At 70.7% G+C, this 3,301-nt stretch carries 6 protein-coding genes; 4 read left to right on the top strand and 2 right to left on the bottom strand.

Annotated features, from left to right (window positions below; all coding sequences use genetic code 11):
- Both GT354_RS56635 and GT354_RS26055 read right to left on the bottom strand, forming a co-directional pair.
- The coding region (locus GT354_RS56635; RefSeq protein WP_161358811.1) for a DUF4439 domain-containing protein at positions 1–149 on the bottom strand (149 nt) is incomplete at its 3' end.
- A complete protein-coding gene (locus GT354_RS26055; RefSeq protein WP_161358810.1) occupies positions 146–628 on the bottom strand; it encodes a hypothetical protein in 483 nt (160 codons plus the stop codon). The genes GT354_RS26055 and GT354_RS56635, both read right to left, overlap by 4 nt.
- 242 nt (positions 629–870) lie before the next feature.
- On the opposite strand from GT354_RS26055, the gene rimP reads away from it, so the two are divergent.
- From rimP to GT354_RS26035, 4 genes are all read left to right on the top strand, one after another.
- The gene (gene rimP / locus GT354_RS26050; RefSeq protein WP_161358809.1) at positions 871–1,470 is read left to right on the top strand and encodes a ribosome maturation factor RimP; all 600 of its coding nucleotides are present in this window, start codon (positions 871–873) and stop codon (positions 1,468–1,470) included.
- A 3-nt stretch (positions 1,471–1,473) separates the two neighbouring features.
- Entirely contained in the window at positions 1,474–2,496 is a 1,023-nt protein-coding gene (nusA, locus tag GT354_RS26045) for a transcription termination factor NusA (RefSeq protein WP_161358808.1), read from the top strand.
- Between the two features lie 8 nt (positions 2,497–2,504).
- The gene (locus GT354_RS26040) at positions 2,505–2,873 is read left to right on the top strand and encodes a YlxR family protein (protein ID WP_161358812.1); all 369 of its coding nucleotides are present in this window, start codon (positions 2,505–2,507) and stop codon (positions 2,871–2,873) included.
- A gap of 98 nt (positions 2,874–2,971) precedes the next feature.
- Positions 2,972–3,301, top strand: a 330-nt coding sequence (locus GT354_RS26035) for a translation initiation factor IF-2 N-terminal domain-containing protein (protein WP_346012176.1), incomplete at its 3' end; no start/stop codon positions are given.

Here is a 3,301-nt window from a genome sequence, read left to right as displayed (position 1 = left end):
GTCCGGGCCTGGGTCTGCGCGGCCCCGGCGAGCCGGCCGCCGGCGACGCCGTAGCCGTAGACGGCCGCGTGCTCGGCGTCGAGCGCGCCCTGCAACGCCTTGACGAGGGGGTTCGCACCGGCCTTGGCCGAAGGGGTGGGGGTGGTCACGACGTGCTCCGAAGCAACTGGGCGTGGCCCGCGAGACACGCGGACGTGGAAGCGAACCGGCGAGCGAGCTCGGGAGAGACCGCGGCCAGCGCGGTCAGCCGTTCGTCCGAACCCTGCTGCGCCCAGTCGGCGGCCGCGCTGCTCGCGGCGGCGGCCTCCTCGGGCACCTGGACCGGCGGCGCGGGCGCCGGTGTGGGCGACTTCGCGGTTCCGGCGAACAGGGCGAGATGCTCGCGCAGTTCGGCCGACAGCGGGGTGATCCGCGCCGCGAGTGGCGCGTGCTTGGCCGCGACCGCGTCATAGCGGGCGAGCAGGACTGCGGTGGCCGCGTACGCCCCCTTGCGCGCCGCGTCGTCGGCCTTGTTCCGGCCCTGGTCCGAACCCTTGTCGTCACTGTCGCAACCGGCGACCGTGACGGCGATGGTCGCCACGGCCACGGTGCCCAGGACGGCCCGTCGCGTCGGCCCGGCGTCGCGCATGCGTCCCGCTCCTGCCCCTCGTCCGTGAAGCCCGCCGTCGGCCGAGGTCGACCGGCGGCCCCTGGCCGTGTCGGACGCTATCGCATATGGGGGCGTGCGACCCTCGGCGGACATCCGGCGTACGCCGGGCGGACGTGCGCGAGATGGCTCGCCGACCGGATACTGTGGTCCTTCCACGAACGACACGCCACAGCGGTCGACGCACCAGAGACAACAGCACACGCAGCCGAGGAGTCACCCGGATGAGCACCACCACATTGGACCGGCTGCGGGAGTTGCTGGAACCAGTGGTCACCACCGCGGGCGTGGATCTCGAGGATCTCGCGCTCAGCGCCGCCGGCAAGCGCCGGGTGCTCCGGGTGATCGTGGCCGCCGACGACGGCGTGGACCTGGACAAGGTCGCCGAGGTCAGCCGGACCGTCGCGGACACGCTCGACGCGTCCGACGTGATGGGCGCGCTCGGCTACACGCTGGAAGTCACCACCCCGGGCGTCGACCGACCGCTCACCCTGGAGCGCCACTGGCGCCGCGCCGCGGACCGCCTGGTCCTGGCGCAGCTGCACGACGGTACGACCGTGACCGGCCGGGTCGGCAAGGCCGACGCCGAGGGCGTCGAGCTCGACGTGGACGGCAAGCCGCGACGCCTGGCGTACGACGCGGTCGCCAAGGCGACGGTGCAGGTCGAGTTCAACCGCAAGAAGACCGACGTCGGTGACATCGACGTCGACGACGTGGACGAAGACCTCGACGACGACGTCGAGGCGGGCGACGAAGACGACGTCGAGACAGACGACGACAACGACGACACCGTGACCGGTGACAACACGGACGGGGAGGCGTAGGACGTGGACATCGACATGAGCGCCCTGCGCGGGCTTGAGCGCGAGAAAGAGATCAAGTTCGACCTTTTGGTCGAGGCCATCGAATCGGCCATGCTGATCGCCTACCACCGCACGGAGGGCAGTCTGCCCAAGGCGCGCGTGGAGCTGGACCGAGCCACCGGCCACGTCACCGTGTGGGCGACCGAGACCGACGAGGCCGGGCAGCGCGTCCGCGAATTCGACGACACCCCGGACGACTTCGGCCGGATCGCGGCGACCACCGCCAAGCAGGTCATTCTCCAGCGGCTGCGCGACGCCGAGGAGGAGATCACGTTCGGCGAGTTCGCCGGCCGTGAGGGCGAGATCGTCGCCGGCGTGGTCCAGCAGGGCAAGGACAACCGCAACGTCCTGGTGGACCTGGGTCGCATCGAAGCGATCCTGCCGCCCCAGGAGCAGGTACCGGGCGAGCGGTACGCGCACGGCATGCGCCTGCGTTGCTATGTCGTACAGGTGCGGCGTGGGCCCAAGGGGCCGTCCATCACGCTCTCGCGCACCCACCCCAACCTGGTGCGGAAGCTGTTCGCGCTGGAGGTCCCGGAGATCGCCGACGGCAGCGTCGAGATCGCCGCGATCGCCCGCGAGGCCGGCCACCGCTCCAAGATCGCCGTCTACTCCACGCGCGCGGGGCTCAACCCCAAGGGCGCGTGCATCGGGCCGATGGGCGCGCGCGTGCGTGCCGTCATGGCCGAGTTGAACGGCGAGAAGATCGACATCGTCGACTGGTCGGACGACCCCGCGCGGATGGTGGCCAACGCGCTGTCTCCGGCACGGGTGAGCAAGGTGGAGGTCGTCGACCTCGCCGCGCGCTCCGCCCGGGTGACGGTGCCCGACTACCAGCTCTCGCTGGCCATCGGCAAGGAAGGGCAGAATGCCCGACTTGCCGCGCGATTGACCGGATGGCGAATCGACATCCGGCCGGACACCGAACCCGGTGAATCGGACGACCGGGGACGGTCGGCCGAACCAGGTCGCGGTGAGGAGCGGTAGACTTGAACATGTCTGGTCGCAGGCGTGCCCGAGCATGCCCTCGTTCAAGGTCGGAAAAGCAGGATATTGCTGCTTCTCCGTGCCGTACGTGCGTGGGTTGTCGGCAGCGTGCGGCCAAGGCCGACCTGTTGCGGGTCGTTGCGGTCGAGGGCAGTTGTGCCCCCGATCCGCGCGGCCGAATGCCCGGGCGGGGGGCGCATCTGCACCCCGATCCGGAGTGCCTGGCCCTGGCCGATCGTCGCAAGGCGTTCGTCCGGGCTTTGCGCGTGCCGGGGCCGCTGGACTCGGCACCACTGCGTGCTTACTTGAGCGGTGATGGGTTGTCAGAGGTCGGTCGGACAGGTCCAGCGAAGCAGTACCTCGCGAGTCGGAAGTAGGTCGAGATTGCGATGAGCACTCGATGAGTACGCGATGAGTACAGACATGCGGTAGTGACGGTCCGGCGGACGACCAACCCCGGACCAGAAGGAGCGACGTGGCAAAGGTCCGGGTATACGAACTCGCCAAGGAGTTCGGAGTCGAGAGCAAGGTCGTCATGGCCAAGCTCCAAGAACTCGGTGAGTTCGTTCGTTCGGCGTCCTCGACGATCGAGGCGCCGGTTGTTCGCAAACTGACAGAAGCACTCAAGACGGAAGGCGGGCCCGCCCGCCGCACCCCGCGCCCCGCCCCCTCGGGCGCTGCGCAGGGCACTCCCAACTCTCCGCAGGCCGCCGCAGCGCGTCCTGCCCCCGCTCCGGGCCCGCGCCCGGCGGGTGCGCCGACTCCGGGCCCGCGCCCGGCGCCGCGCCCGGCCCCCCAGGGCAGC

It is taken from the genome of Streptomyces sp. SID3343, from assembly GCF_009865215.1.
Classification (GTDB): domain Bacteria; phylum Actinomycetota; class Actinomycetes; order Streptomycetales; family Streptomycetaceae; genus Embleya.
Note: the sequence above shows the minus strand (reverse complement) of the source record. Positions and strands in the feature narration are given on the sequence as shown.

Coding starts and splice junctions, on each gene's coding strand:
- GT354_RS26040 (WP_161358812.1), top strand. CDS start 2,505: ATGTCTGGTCGCAGGCGTGCCCGAGCATGCCCTCGTTCAAGGTCGGAA.
- GT354_RS26055 (WP_161358810.1), bottom strand. CDS start 628: ATGCGCGACGCCGGGCCGACGCGACGGGCCGTCCTGGGCACCGTGGCC.
- rimP (WP_161358809.1), top strand. CDS start 871: ATGAGCACCACCACATTGGACCGGCTGCGGGAGTTGCTGGAACCAGTG.